Below are 16,315 nucleotides of genomic sequence, written 5' to 3'. Positions count from 1 at the left end.
CGAACTGACACAAATGCGAATCAGTTGCATTGACTATGACGAGACGTACCACGGATGACTATCGAGTAAAAATAATTGGCCTCAGTTGAGAATGACCAACGCCGGGAATTCCGAGAGCTTGGCCGAAGTGATATGGGCCAGGGAGCGTACTACGTCCAGTGGCTGGTCCAGGCGGTAGTTGCCGGTGACAGCGACGCTGGCGAGTTTGTCATTGTTGTTGATGATCAAGCCGGGGTAATAGCGTCGCAGCTCCGCTAGAACCTCGCTCATCGGGCAGTTTTCGAAGATCAGCCGGCCCTGGACCCAGGCCAGTTCCTTATCGGCATCGAGCCTGGCCGGTTGACCGAAGCCCTTGGGGCCGATGCGGATGCTTTCACCGGCGCTCAGGCGGACCCGGGCGTTGCCAGACGTGCTACTCAGGTCGACATCCCCACGCTGGACCTGGATCTGGGCCTCGCCGTTCAGGTAACGCACGGCGAACGCGGTGTCGTTCACGCTGGCGCGCACCGGGCCGGCGTCTATTTCCAGGGGCGCGCCACGGCTGGCAACTACTTCGAAAAACGCTTCGCCTTGATACAGGCGGGCAATGCGCTGATGGTCATTGATGGTGCTGGAGAAGGCCGAGTTGGTATTGAGCAACACCTTGGAACCGTCATGGAGTTGCAGGCGCTGGCGCTCGCCGACCACGGTCAGGTGGTCCGCTTGCAGGCGCACCGGCAGATTGCTGAAGTTGAACAGCCCCAACAGCAATACGGCGGCGGTGGCCAAGGGTTTCCAGTGAGGTTTTATGCGGCGCCAGGCGCTGGGCTTACGTGGCGAATTAAGGGCCACGGCGGCGCTGTGCACCGGCGCACCACCCCAGGCCGCCTGTGCTTTGGCGAAGGCCGCAATGTGGGCCGGGTCGGCGGCCAGCCACGTCTGGAACTCGGCCTGCTGGCCAGGCTGTGGGCACTGCAACGCAATCAGCCAGTCGAGGGCTTGGTCCATGGCCGTATCTTGCAACACCTCATGAGCCAGCTCATGGGGACGCAGTTTTTTCGGGTCCGTCACGGTGTTCCTCGGGTCTTCGCCACGTTTTATTCAATGTCTTACATAGTAGAGCGACAAGTCTGTCGGCTTGTCCTGACAAAGCTTAAGGGCGATCGAGCCGTTCAGCCACACCCACACAGATCGCCATGATCAATTTCAGTTCCTTTTGCACGGTGCTCAAGGACACTTCGAGCTGGTCGGCGATCTCCTGATAGCTGCAACCGTGCAGGCGACTGAGGATGAAAATCTGCTGCTGGCGGGCGCTCAACTGGCCGAGGCTGACGCTCAGGTGCTCCAGCAATTGTTCGGCGTGGGTTGCATCTTCAGGTGTGCTGAGAGGGGAGGCGACGCTTTGCAGGATCTTCATCGAGACACCTTCCTGCAGCGTTCGGGCCTGGACCCGACGTGAGCGCAGGTGATCCAGCGCCAGGTTGCGCGCAGTCTGGAAGACGAACGGTTCGAGGTGATCGATCGGTCTCTCGCTAAGAGCCCGAGTGACGCGCAGGTAGGTTTCCTGCAGCAGGTCCTCGGCGGTGCTGTGGTTATTCACCATCCGCTGCAAGGTGCGCAGCAGAATCACCCGCTGGCTGAGGAAGACTTGATTGAAGCGAGATTGACTCACAGTGATACCAGACCGATTTTCGGCGAATGATAATGCTTATCATCAACGAAAATGGCAAGTAGCAGAGTGTGTCGCAGATCATTGTGGCGAGGGAGCAAACCCCCTCGCCACAACAGCCCCTCTAACAGATTGCGGGTTATTCGGCGTTGCAGAGCGCCAGGCAGTTATCCAACATGCGATTGGAGAAGCCCCATTCGTTGTCGTACCAGGCCAGCACTTTAAGCAACTTTCCGCTGGATTTGGTGTGGTTGGCGTCGAAGATCGACGATAACGGGTTATGGTTGAAGTCACTGGAAACCAGCGGCAGGGTGTTGTAACCGAGGACTTTCGAATGCTGGCTGGCTTCCTTGAGCAGGGCGTTGACCTCATCTGCCGACGCTTCGCGCTTGAGCTGCACGGTCAGGTCCACCAGCGACACGTTGATTACCGGCACTCGCACGGCCATGCCAGTCAGCTTGCCCGCCAGTTCCGGCAGCACCAGGCCCACGGCTTCGGCCGCACCGGTCTTGCTCGGGATCATGTTCTGCGTGGCCGAACGGGCGCGGTACGGGTCGGTGTGGTAGACGTCGGTCAGGTTCTGGTCGTTGGTGTAGGCGTGGATGGTGGTCATCAAGCCGCTTTCGATGCCCAGCTCACGGTGCAGCACCTGGGCCACCGGTGCCAGGCAGTTGGTGGTGCAGGACGCGTTGGAGATGATCTGGTGGGATTGACGCAGGATATCGTGGTTCACACCGTAGACTACGGTGGCATCAGCGCCCTTGGCCGGGGACGAGATGATCACCTTGCGCGCGCCAGCGGTAATATGGGCGGCGGCCTTGGCGCGGTCGGTGAACATACCGGTGCATTCGAATACTACGTCGACTTTCTCGGCGGCCCACGGCAGGTCGGCCGGGTTGCGAATGGCACTGACGGCAATCCGGTCGCCATTGACGGTCAGGCTTTCCTGATCGTGAGAGACCTCTGCATCGAAAGTGCCGTGGACGGTGTCGTACTTAAGCAGGTGAGCATTGATTGAGCTGTCACCCAGATCGTTGATGGCGACGATCTGCAAATCCTGACGATAGCCTTGGGTATAAAGTGCGCGCAGGACGTTACGGCCGATACGGCCAAAACCATTGATTGCGATTCTAAGAGTCATTTGAAAAGCGCCTGTCGTCGATTTGTTGTAAGAATTACAAGATTATTCGCATAAAAATAGAAAACAAGCCTTTTTAGTGGCAATATTTTGTTCATTCAACAACGAGTGACCTGAATCAACTGGTCCGATTGGTCAAGTAACACCCTGCCAAGCTCTTCGCGGCGGGCTTTTGACCAGCATAGGCACTCAGGTCGCCACATCCGTTAGCCTGGAGTTCTACACATGCATCCCCGCGTACTTGAGGTCACCGAACGGCTTATCGCCCGTAGCCGTGCAACCCGTGAGGCTTACCTTGCGCTCATTCGCGGCGCTGCCAGCGACGGTCCGATGCGTGGCAAGCTGCAATGCGCCAACTTTGCCCACGGCGTGGCCGGTTGCGGTACCGAAGACAAGAACAACCTGCGGATGATGAACGCCGCCAACGTGGCAATAGTTTCGTCATATAACGACATGCTCTCGGCCCACCAGCCGTACGAACACTTCCCCGAGCAAATCAAGAAGGCCCTTCGCGAGATCGGTTCCGTCGGTCAGTTCGCTGGCGGCACGCCCGCCATGTGCGACGGCGTGACCCAGGGCGAGCCCGGCATGGAGCTGAGCCTGCTGAGCCGCGAAGTGATTGCCATGTCCACGGCGGTAGCGCTGTCCCACAATATGTTCGACGCTGCGCTGATGCTGGGGATCTGCGACAAGATCGTTCCCGGCCTGATGATGGGCGCCCTGCGCTACGGCCACCTGCCGATGATCTTCGTCCCGGGCGGGCCGATGCCATCGGGGATTTCCAACAAACAGAAGGCCGACGTGCGCCAGCGCTACGCCGAAGGCAAGGCCTCCCGCGAAGAGCTGCTGGAATCGGAGATGAAGTCCTACCACAGCCCCGGCACCTGCACTTTCTACGGCACCGCCAACACCAACCAATTGCTGATGGAAGTCATGGGCCTGCACTTGCCGGGCGCGTCCTTCGTCAACCCGTACACGCCGCTGCGTGACGCCCTGACCCGCGAAGCCGCGCACCAGGTCACACGCCTGACCAAGCAAAACGGCGCGTTCATGCCGATTGGCGAAATCGTCGACGAAAAATCCCTGGTTAACTCCATCGTCGCCCTCAACGCCACTGGCGGCTCCACCAACCACACTCTGCACATGCCGGCTATCGCCATGTCGGCGGGCATTCTGTTGACTTGGCAGGACATGGCCGACCTCTCCGAAGTGGTGCCGACCCTGTCCCACGTTTATCCGAACGGCAAAGCTGACATCAACCACTTCCAGGCGGCGGGTGGCATGTCGTTCCTGATCCGCGAGCTGCTGGAAGCTGGTCTGCTCCACGAAGACGTCAACACCGTCGCAGGTTTTGGCCTGAGCCGTTACACCCAGGAACCGTTCCTGGTGGACGGCGAACTGGTCTGGCGCGAGGGGCCCATCGAAAGCCTCGACGAAACCATCCTGCGCCCCGTGGCCCGTGCATTCTCTCCGGAAGGCGGCTTGCGGGTGATGGAAGGCAACCTCGGCCGTGGCGTGATGAAAGTCTCCGCCGTGGCCCTCGAACATCAAATCGTCGAAGCGCCGGCCGTGGTGTTCCAGGATCAACAGGACTTGGCCGATGCGTTCAAGGCCGGTCAGTTGGAGAAGGACTTTGTTGCGGTGATGCGCTTCCAGGGCCCGCGCTCCAATGGCATGCCGGAGTTGCACAAGATGACGCCGTTCCTCGGCGTGCTGCAGGATCGCGGCTTCAAGGTGGCGTTGGTCACCGATGGGCGGATGTCCGGCGCCTCGGGTAAGATCCCTGCCGCGATTCATGTCAGCCCTGAGGCTCAGCGTGGTGGTGCGCTGGCGCGGGTAAAAGATGGCGATATTATTCGCGTCGATGGCGTCAAAGGCACCCTGGAACTTAAGGTGGACGCCGAAGAATTTGCAGCGCGCGCGCCTGCCACGGGCCTCTTGGGTAACAACGTGGGCGCAGGCCGCGAGCTGTTTGCATTTATGCGCCTGGCCGCAAGCTCCGCAGAGCAGGGCGCCAGCGCCTTTACTTCTGCCCTGGAGACACTCAAGTGAAACTGGCCCTGGTCGGTGATATCGGTGGTACCAACGCCCGTTTTGCGTTGTGGCGAGATCAGGAACTGCGTTCGATCCGTGTGCATGCCACGGCGGATCACGCCAGTCCCGAGGAAGCCATCAAGGTTTACCTCAAGGAGGAAGGCCTGGAGCTTGGCTCCATCGGCGCGGTCTGCCTGTCGGTGGCGGGGCCGGTGAGCGGTGATGAATTTAAATTTACCAACAATCATTGGCGCCTGAGCAAAACAGCCTTCTGCAAAACCTTGCAGGTGGACGAACTGCTGCTGGTCAATGATTTCTCGGCCATGGCTTTGGGCATGACCCGTTTGCAGCCCAATGAATTTCGTGTGGTCTGCGAAGGCACGCCCGAGCCATTGCGCCCGGCGGTGGTGATCGGGCCGGGTACTGGGCTGGGTGTTGGCACTTTGCTGGACTTGGGTGCCGGCCGTTGGGCGGCGTTGCCGGGGGAGGGCGGTCATGTTGACCTGCCTTTGAGCAGCCCACGGGAAACCCAGCTGTGGCAACACATCTACAGCGAGATCGGCCATGTCAGCGCTGAAACCGTATTGAGCGGTGGCGGGTTGCCGCGTTTGTACCGGGCGATCTGTGCGGTGGATGGTCACGAGGCTGTCCTGGAAACTCCCGAGGCCATTACTGCCGCTGGCCTTGCGGGTGATCCGATTGCCCTGGAAGTGCTGGACCAGTTCAGTATCTGGCTGGGGCGTGTGGCCGGTAATAACGTGCTGACCACCGGTGGACGTGGCGGGGTGTACATCGTCGGTGGAGTGATCCCGCGGTTTGCCGACTTCTTTATCAACAGTGGTTTCGCCAAGAGTTTTGGCGACAAAGGCTGTATGAGCGACTACTTCAAAGGCATTCCGGTATGGCTGGTGACCGCGCCGTATTCCGGGTTGACCGGTGCTGGAGTTGCGTTGGAGCAGGCATTTACATAGCCCGCGATGAGGCCCGCAAGAACAACGAATTATCAAACCCGTCCCATCCAAAACAATAAGGACGACCCCATGAGCGTAATCAGTAAATCCATTCTCCTCGTCGACGACGACGAGGAAATTCGCGAGTTGCTGCAAACCTACCTCAGTCGCGCCGGTTTCCAGGTGCGAGGCGTGCCCGATGGCGCAGGGTTTCGTCAGGCGATGAACGAGGCCCCGTGCGATCTAGTGATTCTCGACGTGATGCTGCCGGACGAAGATGGCTTCAGCCTCTGCCGCTGGATTCGCCAGCACCCGCGCCAGGCGCAGGTGCCCATCATCATGCTCACTGCCAGCTCTGACGAAGCTGACCGGGTGATCGGCCTGGAGCTGGGCGCCGACGATTACATCGGCAAGCCTTTCAGCCCTCGTGAGTTGCAGGCGCGTATCAAAGCCCTGTTGCGCCGTTGTCAGTTTGGCCAAGAACGCGGCGGCGACGTGCGGGTGTTCGATGAATGGCGGCTGGACATGATTAGCCACCGGCTATTTCACCTGGATGGCGAAGAGGTGATCCTCTCCGGCGCCGATTTTGCCCTGCTCAAACTATTTCTCGATCATCCCCAGCAAATCCTTGATCGCGACACCATCGGCAACGCAACCCGTGGGCGCGACCTGATGCCTTTGGACCGGATTGTCGACATGGCCGTCAGCCGCCTGCGCCAACGGCTACGAGACACTGAAAAACCTCCACGGCTGATCCGCACCGTACGCGGTAGCGGTTACCAACTGGCGGCGTGTGTGGTTGCCGGCAATGCCCATTGAGCGACTGACCGACCTGCGTCGGCGCATTCCGGTACCGCGTTCGCTTTTGGGTCGCATGCTGCTGCTGACCTTGCTGGCGGTGCTGTTTGCCCAGGCGCTGTCGAGCGTGATCTGGGTCTCGCAACTGCGCGCCACCCAGCTCGAAGGCCTGGTTACTAGCGCCCGCAGCCTGGCCCATTCGATGACCGCCAGCGTCAGCTATTTCCGTTCCCTGCCGGTGGCTTACCGTCCGTTGGTGCTGGACCAGTTGCGCAGCATGGGCGGCACCCGTTTTGTGGTGACCCTCAATGACAAGCCCCTGGACATGGCGCTGCTGCCGCAAACCCCGCGCAAACTGGCGGTGTTGGGTGCCGTGCAAGAAGTGCTGCGCCAGACCCTGGGCAGCGACGTGCATATCTCGGTGGAATTTGTCAGCGCCGAGGACCTGCGCATCTTCAACGCCGGTTTGAAACTGGATGAATTGCCACGCTCCTGGGCCCATTACGCGCTGACGCTGGAACCGGTCAACCCGCCGGTGCTGGTGACCCAGATCCAACTGGCCCAAGGTGAATGGTTGTACATCGCCTCGCTGTTACCCGAGCCCTACACCAGCCTCGAAGAGCAAGGCCTGCCGTCCCAGCAAGTGTGGTTTATCGTACTGACCAGTAGTTTCCTGTTGCTGTTCATCGGTTTACTGGTGCATTGGCAAAGCCGGCCGCTCAAGCGCCTGGCGCGGGCGGCGCGGGACATGTCCCTGGGCGCCGATGTGGAACCTGTGGCCGAAGGTGGCGGCAGCGAAGTGGTGGAAGTGGGGCGCGCCTTCAACGCCATGCGTGAACGCATCAGCCGCTACCTCACCGAGCGCAGCCAGTTGTTCAGCGCCATTTCCCACGACTTGCGCACGCCCATCACCCGCCTGCGCTTGCGGGTGGAGCTGCTGGAAGACGAAAAGCTGCAAGCCAAGTTCGGTCGCGACCTGGATGAACTGGAGTTACTGGTCAAGGGCGCGCTGCAATGCGTCAAGGACACCGACATCCACGAAAACATCGAGCCGGTGGACCTCAATCATGTGCTCGACTGCCTGGTGGAACCTTACCTGGCGCCCAACGGCAACGGTCGGGTGACCCAGCATGGCCGGGCGCTGGCGGCCTATCCGGGCAAGCCGCTGGCGCTCAAGCGCTGCATCGGTAACCTGATCGACAACGCCTTGAAGTACGGGCAGAACGCCCACCTGTACATCGAGGACGATGGCGCGGAGTTCATTCTGCATGTCGATGACGAAGGCCCCGGCGTGCCCGAACAGCGCCTGGAGCAAGTCTTCGAACCGCACTTTCGCCTCGCCGGGCAGCAGCAGGGCTATGGTTTGGGGCTGGGCATCGCCCGCAATATCGCTCACAGCCATGGCGGCGAAGTAAGTTTGCAGAACCTGCGCGAAGGTGGCTTGCGCGTGACCTTGCAGTTGCCCCGTAGCCTGGACTGATATCTTGTTGCAGGGCAGGGTCAGACGCTCAAGCGCAACCGCGCCAGATCCCGCAACGGCGGCGCGCCAAACAGGCGGCTGTACTCGCGGCTGAATTGCGACGGGCTTTCATAGCCCACTCGATAGCCCGCTGCCGAGGCTTCCAGGCCCTCGGCAATCATCAAACGCCGGGCTTCCTGCAAACGCAGTTGCTTCTGATATTGCAGCGGGCTCATGGCCGTCATCGCCTTGAAGCGGTGGTGCAAGGTCGAGACGCTGAGGTTCACTTCCCTGGCCAGGTCATCGATACGCAGCGGTTGTTCGTAGTTGCCGTTCAGCCATTGGATAGCTTGGCTGACCCGATGGCTCTGACTGTTGGCCACGGCAATTTCATACAGCCGATAGCCGTGCGGGCTACGCAGCAGGCGATAGAGAATCTCGCGGTTGATCAGCGGCGCCAGCATGGCGATGTCTTTCGGTGAGTCGAGCAAACGGGTCAAGCGCAGTACAGCATCCAGCAGTTGGCTGTCGAGACGGTCGACATACATGCCGCGGGCAGCGGGGCGAGAGGGTACGCCCATCGGGCCGGCTTCGGCGATCAAGGCGGTGATTTGCGCCGGGTCGATGTCCAGTCGAAGGGACAGGTTGGGGTTTTCCGGCGAGGCGTCAATGATGCGCCCGGACACCGGCATCGACACCGAAAACACCAGGTAATTGAGCGGGTCATAAGTGAAGGTCTCATCCGCCAGGCGCACTTCCTTGCTGCCGTGGGCCAGGATACACAGCGCTGGTTGGGCCAGCACCGGCATGAAGTCGCGGGGCGAGTTGTGCCGATTGAGCACGAATGAGTGGATAGCGGTGGCGTAGGAGCCGTCTTCGCAGGTGTGGCGCAGAACGATATCGGCCAGTTCCGCGCGCTGCTTTTCCATGTCGGGATCGAGGGGGGCAGGACGGTGTTCTGACGACGACATGGGGCAACCTCTTGGCGCTTTGACGATGGGCACAGCTTAAAGGCGCTTTCAAAGCAGTGTTACGCCGATTCTGCACAATCCTTGCCTGATCCTGCGATAAATTGTGAATCAGGCAAGTTGGGCGGCCTTAACCATTGCGTAGTTCACGTGAAACAAGGTGCTCATGCCGGGCATAAAATCCGTGGCCTGATCGTTACCTCTCCGCATCTCGCAGGATTGTGCAATAAGCCAGCAGGAATCGACTAACCGCCTGTAGGACAGCGCCGTTATCTTTGATCCTGTGGCAACACGCCCTCACAGTGCTTGCCGAGCATCACTTCTCAACGGGAGAGTTGAACATGTCCACCCCCATTCCCGCGAGCCATATGGCCTTTATCCGCGCCCGCACCGGGTGCAGCACCGAACTGGGTGCACGCTTGAACAGTTTGATCGAACCAGGCCGCCAGGCTCAGGGTTGCCTGCAATTCTCGTTGCAGCATTCCCTGTCGGAGCCAGATGTGTGGTTGATCTCTGGCTTCTGGAGCAGCGAGCAGGCGATGAGCGCCTACTTCAACTCACCAGCGCTGATGATCTTCACCGAGTTATTGAATGACGGGGTGGTTCGCAGCATGGACTTCCAGACCTTCATCGACACCTGCACCGCCAGCGCCTACGGCGAATATCTGCAACTGGCTGGCTGAACGTCTAGAATGGCCGACTTTCCATTGGCCAGGACCTGCAACATGGCACGTAAAGAGTTTGCCCACCACGAAGCCGTTTCCGCCGTAGTACCGGGAGAGGGTGGCTACAGCGCTGCCGTCGCCGTCAAGGCCCTGGATGGCATGGGCGCGCCGCGCTTTCACACTATCCTCGAAGGGCAGAAGTTCAAGACCGCCGATGACGCCGACGACGCTGCCGCCCAGCAACTGGAGCGGTTGATCGACGTCGACGAAGAAGGTCAGTTGACCTGGGCAACAGCTTCCTAAACCTTGGGTCGGTACATTTTGAACAAGGCCTCAGGCCCCAACTGAAAGTAATCCGCCGGCCCGCCGCCGCGCAGAATAGGCTCGGCGGCGGCGGTGTCGTACACCCCATCCTTGAGCAGCCACTTGGCGATATGCACCGCGACCACTTCGCCGAGCACTAGCCAGCTTGGCACCAGGCCCTTATCCGCTCGTTGCAGCTGAATGATCTGCGTCACCTTGCATTCAAAGGACACCGGGCTCTCACCCACGCGGGGCACGGCGATCACTTTCGAGGCTACCGGCGTCAGCCCGGCCAATTCAAACTCGTTGACCTCGGGTGAAACAGCCGCGCAACTCTGGTTCATCTGCTCGGCCAGCGGCCGCGTGGCCAGGTTCCACACGAATTCGCCGGTCTGCTCGATGTTGTTCAGGCTGTCTTTGCGCCCGACACTGGAAAAACCAATGATCGGCGGAATGTAGTTGAAGGCGTTGAAGAAACTATAGGGCGCCAGGTTCAGGCGACCTTCGCTGTCTTGGGACGAAATCCAGCCAATCGGTCGTGGGCCGACGATGGCATTGAACGGGTCATGAGGCAGGCCGTGGCCGTTGGCGGGTTCGTAGAAATGGATGTCGTCAGGCATGGCCGGGGTTCCTGCTGGGTGGTTCTGGGAAGGGCATCATAGTGCAACCCGACGCGACGGATTTCCACAGTCGAGGTTGTCGGTGTATGGAATTTTCATTCGTAGCCCACCTATTTTTCACAGCTCCCCGTTCAGTCTGCGCTCCAGGTCGACACCCCTTATAAGTTGGCCACTTGAAAGACTGAGCCTCGGAGCCTTCCATACAATGAACAAACTTCCTCAGATCACCCTGGCGTTCTGGGTCATGAAAATCTGCGCCACGACCCTGGGCGAAACCGCCGGGGACTTGCTGTCGATGACCTTGAATGTCGGCTACGCCATCAGTTCGATGATCCTGATTAGCGTGTTCCTGGTCACCCTGGTGACGCAACTTTGGTCGAAAACCTATAACCCGGTGCTGTACTGGATCGTGATTCTGTCTACCAGCACGGCCGGCACCACCATGTCCGATTTTATGGACCGCACGCTGGGGCTGGGCTATGCATCCGGCTCAATGATCCTGATTGTCTTGTTGATGATTATCTTCGCCCTGTGGCATTTGAGCGGTGATTCGCTGAACGTGAACAAGGTCCAGACCTCTCGCGGCGAACTGTTCTACTGGATGGCGATTCTGTTTTCCAACACCTTGGGTACGGCGTTGGGTGATTTCCTGGCGGACGACTCGGGGCTTGGGTTTGCCGGTGGTGCCTTGCTGATTGGTTCGACGATCGCGGTAGTGGTGCTGCTCAAGTACTTCACAAAAATATCGTCGGTGCTGTTGTTCTGGGTGGCGTTTGTGCTGACCCGACCATTCGGCGCGACCCTGGGCGACTTCCTGACCAAACCCCTTGAAAAGGGCGGCCTGGACTTTGGCACCATCGGCTCGTCGGCGGTGTTGGCGGCGGTGCTGGTGGTGATGATTGTCGGGGCTTCGTATGCGCAGCGTCGATATGGGCGGCAAGAGGTTGCAGGGTTGTCCTGAGGGTATGAAAAAGGGGCCGTGTCATCCACTGACACGACCCCTTTTTTTACAGCGAGCGAACCCTTAGTCGGTGGTAATTCGCGAATGCTTGCGAGTGTCCTTCATGGTCACATAGACGATCAGCGACACCGCAATACACGCGGTCACGTACCAGTAGTAACCGGTTTCCATGCCGATGCTCTTGAACCACAGCGCGATGTACTCAGCGGTACCGCCGAAGATCGACACGGTCAGCGCGTACGGCAGGCCAACGCCCAGGGCGCGGATTTCGGTAGGGAACAGCTCGGCTTTGACCACCGCGTTGATCGAGGTGTAGCCGCTGACGATGATCAGCGCCGCCATGATCAGGAAGAACGCACCCCACCAGCTCTGGACGGTGTGCAGGGTGGTGAGGATCGGCACGGTGAACAATGTACCGAGGATACCAAAGGCAATCAGGATCGGCCGCCGCCCGACCTTGTCCGACAGCCCGCCGACGATGGGTTGCAGGCACATGAACAGAAACAGCGTCGCCGCCGAGATGGTGGTGGAGTCGGAGATGCTCATGCCGACGGTGTTCACCAGGTATTTCTGCATGTAGGTGGTGTAGGTGTAGAACGCCAGAGTGCCGCCCATGGTCAGACCGACCACGGTCATCAGTTCCTTGGGGTGGCGCATCAAGGTGCGCATGGCGCTTTCCTTGGACTTCTCTTTCTTGGTGAACGACTCGGTTTCTTCCATGCCGCGACGCAGGTACAGCGCGACCACTGCGCACAGGGCGCCGATGACGAACGGGATACGCCAGCCCCAGTCGTACAGTTGTTCGGTGGTCAGGGTCTGTTGCAGCACGATCAGCACGCCGAGGGCGATGAGCTGGCCGGAGATCAGGGTCACGTACTGGAAGCTGGAGAAGAAGCCGCGACGTTCCTTGGTTGCCATCTCACTCAGGTAAGTGGCCGAGGTGCCGTATTCGCCACCGACCGACAAGCCTTGAAGCAGGCGGGCGAAGACCAGCAGGATCGGTGCGCCGACACCAATGGTTTCATAACCGGGAGTCAGGGCGATGATCAGCGAGCCGAAGCACATCAGCAGTACCGAGGCCATCAGCGCAGCTTTGCGGCCCTTGCGGTCGGCGTACAGGCCCATCAGCCAACCACCGATCGGGCGCATCAGGAAGCCCACGGCGAAGATCGCGGCGGTGTTGAGCAGTTGGGCGGTGGTGTCGCCTTTGGGGAAGAAGGCTTTGGCGAAGTACAGAGAGAAGGCGGCGTAGACGTACCAGTCGTACCACTCGACCATGTTGCCGACCGAGCCGCTGAAGATCGATTTGATCCGGCTGGAAGTGGTGCGTTCTTTTGCCGGCGCAGCCGCCGACCCCAGAGGCAGGGAGTTGGAGTTATCCATTGAAGGATCCTTCATCTAATTGTTTTTGTGGAGCGCGCACAAGCGCCGCCTGGTCGGGGCTATAGCAGGAGTTGTGCCAAACAGCTGAAGGCCCGACCTAGAAGGGTTGCAGGATTTTATTGAGCGGAAAGTCGCTTATGAATAACTGGCTATGAGCGAAAATCCGCTCACTCATCTTTCAAGAACCTCTCCCGCGCCAACCCATGCCGCTGCATCTTTTCATTCAGCGTGCGCCGTGGCAGTTGGAGTTCTGCCAGCACGGCTTTGATATCGCCTTTGTGCCGAGTCAGCGCGGCTTTCAGGCAATGGGCTTCAAACGCCTCTTGCTGCGCCGCCAACGATTGCCCGGCCTCGATGCCTTCCGGCTCCGGTTCACCCAGCCCTAGCACCCGGCGCTCGGCGACGTTGGCCAGCTCCCGCACATTGCCCGGCCAGTCATGGCTGAGCAGATGGCCCAGTTGCGGCCCGCTCAGTGGTGCAAAGCTGCGGCCCAGGCGTTCGGCGGCGTTCTGGGCGAAGTGTTCGAACAGCAGCGGGATATCTTCCCGGCGCTCACGCAACGGCGGCAGGCGCAACTGCGCGACGTTCAGCCGATAAGCCAAATCCTCGCGAAAGCGCCCGGCGCGGGCTTCGTCCAGCAGGTCCGGCTTGGTGGCGGCAATGATGCGCAGGTCCACCTTGATACTCTGGTTGGAGCCCAGGCGTTCCAGCTTCTGCTCCTGTAACACCCGCAGCAGTTTTACTTGCTGGGCCAGGGGCATGCTTTCGATCTCATCGAGAAACAGGGTGCCGCCGTTGGCGAATTCTAGCTTGCCGATGCGCTTGCCCTGGGCGCCGGTAAAGGCGCCACTCTCGTGGCCAAACAACTCGGCCTCGAACAGTTGCTCGGGAATCGCCGCACAGTTCAGTGCCACAAATGGCTTCTTCGCCCGTGGCCCGAAATCATGCAGGCAACGGGCGACCAGTTCCTTGCCACTGCCGGTCTCGCCACGGATCAGCACATTGACCGGCAAGGTTGCCAGGTCCAGCACTTGTCGACGTAGATTCTGTAAGCCTCGGGACACGCCCAACAGGCTCGATTCCAACTTGGCGCGGTGATCGGCCTGTTGATGCAGGCGCCGGTTTTCCAGGACCAATCCGCGCTTGTCCAGGGCTCGGCGCAGGCTGCTGAGCAGCGCCTCGGGGCTGAAGGGTTTCTCCAGGAAATCGTAGGCGCCGTCGCGCATGGCTTCCACGGCCATCGGCACATCACCGTGGCCGGTGAGCAGGATCACCGGCAGGTCGGCATCACGGCGTTGCACCTCGGCCAGCAACTCCAGGCCGCTGAGCCCAGGCATGCGCACATCGCTGAGGATCACCCCAGGGAAATCCCTGGGCAATTGTGCCAGGCAGTCATCGGCACGGCTGAACAATTGCACCTCGAACCCCGACAGGCTCAGCCACTGTTCCACGGCCGTGCGGATACTGGCCTCGTCATCCACCACAATCACTGCGTTCAGCATAGGTCCGGGGTCTCCAGGGCGATGGGCAGGGTCAGGGTAAATACCGCGCCGTCGCCCTGGTTGGCGGCGCTCAGGCGGCCACCGAGTTCGTGGACGATAGCGTACGACACCGCCAGCCCGAGGCCGAGCCCGTCACCCACGGGTTTGGTGGTGAAAAAGGGGTCGAATACGCTGTTGAGGTTTTCTTCGGCAATCCCGCCGCCGCTGTCGGTGACAGTCAGGTGCCACAATTGTTGATCGGCGTGCAGGCGGATTTCCAGACGCTTGCGCGGTTTGTCGGCCATGGCATCGAGGGCGTTGCGCAGCAGGTTGATCAGCACCTGTTCCAGGCGAATTGCATCGCCGCGCACCCACGCCGGGCGGGTCAGGTCCAGCACTGTGCCGATGGCTTCGTCCCGCAGACGGGTGTCCAGCAAGTGCAGGGACTGATCCACCACAGTCGCCAAGTCCAGGCGTTCGCGCAAACCGCTAGGGCTTTTACGGGCGAAGGTCTTGAGATGGCCGGTCAGCGCGGCCATGCGGGTGAGCATGTCGTCCAGCGGGGTCAGTGCCTTGTAAGCGTCATCGACGCGACCGTGATCCAGCAAGAGGCGCAAGGTAGCCAGTTGCATGCGCTGCGCCGTCAAGGGCTGGTTGATCTCATGGGCCAGGGCCGCGGACATCTGCCCCAGAGCTGCCAGCTTGGCCGACTGCACCAGCCCATCCTGGGCAGTGCGCAAGTCGCGGGTGCGTTCTTGCACCAACTGTTCAAGCTCTTCGCGGCTGCGTTGGCGCAGGCGAGCCAGGCGCCAGCGTTGAGTCAGGAACAGCAGCAGGAACACCAGCGCCAGCCACAGACCTGCGGCGGCAAGGCCGGCGTTGCGTTGGTCCTCGGCGGCAACCTGGGGTTTGCGCAGCAGATGCAAGGTCCAGCCTTCGGCCTTCAACGGCAGGGATTCCCACAGGTAGTTGGCACTGCCCTCGGGGCCGTCGATGCGCATCAGGTGGCTGTTGTCGTCGAAGCGCTGCAACGCCTGATACTCCAGGGGCAGCAGCTGTTTTTTGTCGTATTGCCGAGTGGCCTTGAGTTCCGCGTGGTCGCTGTCCGATAGCGGGCGCAAGGCGCGATACCGCCAGCCTGGTTGATTGGCGATAAACACAATGCCCCGTGCATCGCTGACCAGCAGCAGATCGTTACCTTGGGCCCACTCGCGTTCCAGTTCCGGAAATTCCAGCTTCACCACCATGGCGCCGAGAAACTGCTCTTTCTCATCCAGCACCGCACTGGAGAGGAAGTACCCCGGAATACCGGTGGTGACCCCTACCGCATAAAAACGTCCGGTGCCCTGGCTCAAGGTCTGGCTGAAATATGGCCGAAACGCGTAGTTGTGCCCGACATAACTGCTGGGCAGGTTCCAGTTGCTGGCGGCCACGGCCAGGCCGTTGCGGTCCATCAATTCCAGGGTGGATGATTGTGCGGCGCCGTTGATGCGTTCCAGCTTGCGGTTGAGCAAGTCTTGGGTAGCGGCGTCGAGCGGGCCTTTCAAGGCGCTGATCATTTCCGAGTCCAGGGCCAGCACGGCGGGCAGGGCGCGGTAACGTTCGATCAGGGTGTGCAGGGAGTTGGCATACAACGCCAGCTGTTGATTGGCACGGGCAGCGTCATCCACCAGGGCCTGGCGTTCGGCGTGGCGTATGGCCAGGGCGGCAGCCAGCACGGCGCCAGCGATGATCAGCAGGGAGTAGAAGGTCAAGCGCAATGGGCGGGTGATCGTGGTCATACGAAGATGAGCATGCGCAATAAGGGCGAGCACCATAGCATGCGCAGCAAAGCTGTTGTGGCGAGCCCTAATGTCTGTACTTGTGGCGAGCCCCCTCACCACGGAGGCGTGTGTGAGACATAAAAA

At 60.3% G+C, this 16,315-nt stretch carries 15 protein-coding genes; 7 read left to right on the top strand and 8 right to left on the bottom strand.

The window, feature by feature from the left end; translation table 11 throughout:
- Positions 1-81 precede the first annotated feature (81 nt).
- The 3 genes from AAEZ06_RS18240 to gap all read right to left on the bottom strand — a co-directional run bounded on the left by AAEZ06_RS18240 (position 82) and on the right by gap (position 2,789).
- Complete coding sequence (locus AAEZ06_RS18240) at positions 82-1,050, bottom strand: FecR family protein (RefSeq protein ID WP_149411933.1); 969 nt, start codon at positions 1,048-1,050, stop codon at positions 82-84.
- A gap of 82 nt (positions 1,051-1,132) precedes the next feature.
- A complete protein-coding gene (locus AAEZ06_RS18235) occupies positions 1,133-1,651 on the bottom strand; it encodes an RNA polymerase sigma factor (RefSeq protein WP_149411934.1) in 519 nt (172 codons plus the stop codon).
- Between the two features lie 136 nt (positions 1,652-1,787).
- Positions 1,788-2,789: a type I glyceraldehyde-3-phosphate dehydrogenase gene (gap, locus tag AAEZ06_RS18230; protein ID WP_149411935.1), complete on the bottom strand. Its 1,002-nt coding sequence runs from the start codon at positions 2,787-2,789 to the stop codon at positions 1,788-1,790.
- A gap of 222 nt (positions 2,790-3,011) precedes the next feature.
- Here gap and edd point away from each other — a divergent pair, with 222 nt between their 5' ends.
- The 4 genes from edd (at position 3,012) to AAEZ06_RS18210 (ending at position 8,048) form a co-directional block, all read left to right on the top strand.
- Positions 3,012-4,838 carry a phosphogluconate dehydratase gene (gene edd, locus AAEZ06_RS18225; RefSeq protein ID WP_149411936.1) on the top strand — a complete coding sequence of 609 codons (1,827 nt, stop codon included), beginning with the start codon at positions 3,012-3,014 and terminating at the stop codon, positions 4,836-4,838.
- Positions 4,835-5,791 carry a glucokinase gene (locus AAEZ06_RS18220; RefSeq protein ID WP_149411937.1) on the top strand — a complete coding sequence of 319 codons (957 nt, stop codon included), beginning with the start codon at positions 4,835-4,837 and terminating at the stop codon, positions 5,789-5,791. Before edd ends, AAEZ06_RS18220 begins: the two co-directional genes overlap by 4 nt.
- 69 nt (positions 5,792-5,860) lie before the next feature.
- Entirely contained in the window at positions 5,861-6,589 is a 729-nt protein-coding gene (locus AAEZ06_RS18215) for a response regulator (RefSeq protein ID WP_149411938.1), read from the top strand.
- Positions 6,579-8,048 (top strand): ATP-binding protein, encoded by a 1,470-nt coding sequence (locus AAEZ06_RS18210; RefSeq protein WP_149411939.1) that lies wholly within the window; start codon positions 6,579-6,581, stop codon positions 8,046-8,048. Before AAEZ06_RS18215 ends, AAEZ06_RS18210 begins: the two co-directional genes overlap by 11 nt.
- Before the next feature lie 20 nt (positions 8,049-8,068).
- Here AAEZ06_RS18210 and AAEZ06_RS18205 read toward each other — a convergent pair whose 3' ends face one another.
- The gene (locus tag AAEZ06_RS18205; RefSeq protein ID WP_149411940.1) at positions 8,069-8,998 is read right to left on the bottom strand and encodes an AraC family transcriptional regulator; all 930 of its coding nucleotides are present in this window, start codon (positions 8,996-8,998) and stop codon (positions 8,069-8,071) included.
- A gap of 338 nt (positions 8,999-9,336) precedes the next feature.
- Here AAEZ06_RS18205 and AAEZ06_RS18200 point away from each other — a divergent pair, with 338 nt between their 5' ends.
- A complete protein-coding gene (locus tag AAEZ06_RS18200; protein WP_149411941.1) occupies positions 9,337-9,678 on the top strand; it encodes an antibiotic biosynthesis monooxygenase family protein in 342 nt (113 codons plus the stop codon).
- 9 nt (positions 9,679-9,687) lie between these two features.
- The gene (locus AAEZ06_RS18195; protein ID WP_149411942.1) at positions 9,688-9,963 is read left to right on the top strand and encodes a hypothetical protein; all 276 of its coding nucleotides are present in this window, start codon (positions 9,688-9,690) and stop codon (positions 9,961-9,963) included.
- Here the strand turns inward: AAEZ06_RS18195 and AAEZ06_RS18190 are convergent.
- A complete protein-coding gene (locus AAEZ06_RS18190; RefSeq protein WP_149411943.1) occupies positions 9,960-10,583 on the bottom strand; it encodes a flavin reductase family protein in 624 nt (207 codons plus the stop codon). The two genes, AAEZ06_RS18195 and AAEZ06_RS18190, sit on opposite strands and share 4 nt — an antisense overlap.
- A gap of 205 nt (positions 10,584-10,788) precedes the next feature.
- On the opposite strand from AAEZ06_RS18190, the gene AAEZ06_RS18185 reads away from it, so the two are divergent.
- Entirely contained in the window at positions 10,789-11,544 is a 756-nt protein-coding gene (locus AAEZ06_RS18185) for a COG4705 family protein (RefSeq protein ID WP_149411944.1), read from the top strand.
- Positions 11,545-11,607: 63 nt separating this feature from the next.
- Here AAEZ06_RS18185 and AAEZ06_RS18180 read toward each other — a convergent pair whose 3' ends face one another.
- The 3 genes from AAEZ06_RS18180 to AAEZ06_RS18170 form a co-directional block, all read right to left on the bottom strand.
- Positions 11,608-12,927: an MFS transporter gene (locus tag AAEZ06_RS18180; protein ID WP_149411945.1), complete on the bottom strand. Its 1,320-nt coding sequence runs from the start codon at positions 12,925-12,927 to the stop codon at positions 11,608-11,610.
- Between the two features lie 167 nt (positions 12,928-13,094).
- Positions 13,095-14,429 (bottom strand): two-component system response regulator MifR, encoded by a 1,335-nt coding sequence (gene mifR / locus AAEZ06_RS18175; protein ID WP_149411946.1) that lies wholly within the window; start codon positions 14,427-14,429, stop codon positions 13,095-13,097.
- Positions 14,423-16,189, bottom strand: a complete 1,767-nt coding sequence (locus AAEZ06_RS18170) for a sensor histidine kinase (RefSeq protein ID WP_149411947.1) — start codon at positions 16,187-16,189, stop codon at positions 14,423-14,425. Before AAEZ06_RS18170 ends, mifR begins: the two co-directional genes overlap by 7 nt.
- Positions 16,190-16,315 lie beyond the last annotated feature (126 nt).

The sequence above is a fragment of the Pseudomonas sp. HY7a-MNA-CIBAN-0227 genome, assembly GCF_040310325.1.
GTDB lineage: Bacteria > Pseudomonadota > Gammaproteobacteria > Pseudomonadales > Pseudomonadaceae > Aquipseudomonas.
Note: the sequence above shows the minus strand (reverse complement) of the source record. Positions and strands in the feature narration are given on the sequence as shown.

What these genes read in the sequence shown, in the direction of transcription:
- AAEZ06_RS18200 (WP_149411941.1), top strand. Translation starts at nt 9,337, where the DNA reads ATGTCCACCCCCATTCCCGCGAGCCATATGGCCTTTATCCGCGCCCGC.
- AAEZ06_RS18210 (WP_149411939.1), top strand. Translation starts at nt 6,579, where the DNA reads ATGCCCATTGAGCGACTGACCGACCTGCGTCGGCGCATTCCGGTACCG.
- AAEZ06_RS18185 (WP_149411944.1), top strand. Translation starts at nt 10,789, where the DNA reads ATGAACAAACTTCCTCAGATCACCCTGGCGTTCTGGGTCATGAAAATC.
- AAEZ06_RS18205 (WP_149411940.1), bottom strand. Translation starts at nt 8,998, where the DNA reads ATGTCGTCGTCAGAACACCGTCCTGCCCCCCTCGATCCCGACATGGAA.
- mifR (WP_149411946.1), bottom strand. Translation starts at nt 14,429, where the DNA reads ATGCTGAACGCAGTGATTGTGGTGGATGACGAGGCCAGTATCCGCACG.
- AAEZ06_RS18215 (WP_149411938.1), top strand. Translation starts at nt 5,861, where the DNA reads ATGAGCGTAATCAGTAAATCCATTCTCCTCGTCGACGACGACGAGGAA.
- AAEZ06_RS18180 (WP_149411945.1), bottom strand. Translation starts at nt 12,927, where the DNA reads ATGGATAACTCCAACTCCCTGCCTCTGGGGTCGGCGGCTGCGCCGGCA.
- AAEZ06_RS18190 (WP_149411943.1), bottom strand. Translation starts at nt 10,583, where the DNA reads ATGCCTGACGACATCCATTTCTACGAACCCGCCAACGGCCACGGCCTG.
- AAEZ06_RS18170 (WP_149411947.1), bottom strand. Translation starts at nt 16,189, where the DNA reads ATGACCACGATCACCCGCCCATTGCGCTTGACCTTCTACTCCCTGCTG.
- edd (WP_149411936.1), top strand. Translation starts at nt 3,012, where the DNA reads ATGCATCCCCGCGTACTTGAGGTCACCGAACGGCTTATCGCCCGTAGC.
- AAEZ06_RS18195 (WP_149411942.1), top strand. Translation starts at nt 9,688, where the DNA reads ATGGCCGACTTTCCATTGGCCAGGACCTGCAACATGGCACGTAAAGAG.
- gap (WP_149411935.1), bottom strand. Translation starts at nt 2,789, where the DNA reads ATGACTCTTAGAATCGCAATCAATGGTTTTGGCCGTATCGGCCGTAAC.